This is a genomic window from Pantoea sp. SIMBA_079 (assembly GCF_046940275.1).
Lineage (GTDB): Bacteria > Pseudomonadota > Gammaproteobacteria > Enterobacterales > Enterobacteriaceae > Pantoea > Pantoea borealis.
Window position 1 is genome coordinate 1 of sequence record NZ_JAWRYR010000033.1, and the last position, 1,237, is coordinate 1,237.

The 1,237-nt window shown below is 54.6% G+C and carries 1 rRNA gene; it reads right to left on the reverse strand.

Annotation, left to right across the window (positions count from 1 at the left end):
* Positions 1 to 1,215, reverse strand: a 23S ribosomal RNA gene (locus SB719_RS18925); the annotation flags it as partial.
* Between the last annotated feature and the right edge of the window lie 22 nt (positions 1,216 to 1,237).

Consider the following 1,237-nt stretch of genomic DNA (forward strand, 5'->3'; position numbering starts at 1 on the left):
CCTTCTGCGGCTTACAGAACGCTCCCCTACCCAGCAAACTCGCGTTCGCTGCCGCAGCTTCGGTGCATGGTTTAGCCCCGTTACATCTTCCGCGCAGGCCGACTCGACCAGTGAGCTATTACGCTTTCTTTAAATGATGGCTGCTTCTAAGCCAACATCCTGGCTGTCTGTGCCTTCCCACATCGTTTCCCACTTAACCATGACTTTGGGACCTTAGCTGGCGGTCTGGGTTGTTTCCCTCTTCACGACGGACGTTAGCACCCGCCGTGTGTCTCCCGTGATAACATTCCTCGGTATTCGCAGTTTGCATCGGGTTGGTAAGCCGGGATGGCCCCCTAGCCGAAACAGTGCTCTACCCCCGAGGATGAGTTCACGAGGCGCTACCTAAATAGCTTTCGGGGAGAACCAGCTATCTCCCGGTTTGATTGGCCTTTCACCCCCAGCCACAGGTCATCCGCTAATTTTTCAACATTAGTCGGTTCGGTCCTCCAGTTAGTGTTACCCAACCTTCAACCTGCCCATGGCTAGATCACCGGGTTTCGGGTCTATACCCTGCAACTTAGCGCCCAATTAAGACTCGGTTTCCCTTCGGCTCCCCTATGCGGTTAACCTTGCTACAGAATATAAGTCGCTGACCCATTATACAAAAGGTACGCAGTCACCCTGATAAATCAAGGCTCCCACTGCTTGTACGTACACGGTTTCAGGTTCTGTTTCACTCCCCTCGCCGGGGTTCTTTTCGCCTTTCCCTCACGGTACTGGTTCACTATCGGTCAGTCAGGAGTATTTAGCCTTGGAGGATGGTCCCCCCATATTCAGACAGGATACCACGTGTCCCGCCCTACTCTTCGAGCTCACAGAACGTGCGTTTTCGTGTACGGGGCTGTCACCCGGTATCGCGCGCCTTTCCAGACGCTTCCACTAACGCACAAACTGATTCAGGCTCTGGGCTGCTCCCCGTTCGCTCGCCGCTACTGGGGGAATCTCGGTTGATTTCTTTTCCTCGGGGTACTTAGATGTTTCAGTTCCCCCGGTTCGCCTCGCAGCACTATGTATTCATGCTGCGATGATGCACTGAGTGCACCGGGTTTCCCCATTCGGACATCGCCGGCTGTAGCGGTTCATATCACCTTGCCGGCGCTTTTCGCAGATTAGCACGTCCTTCATCGCCTCTGACTGCCAGGGCATCCACCGTGTACGCTTGGTCGCTTAACCTCACAACCCACAGGCGTTTTGA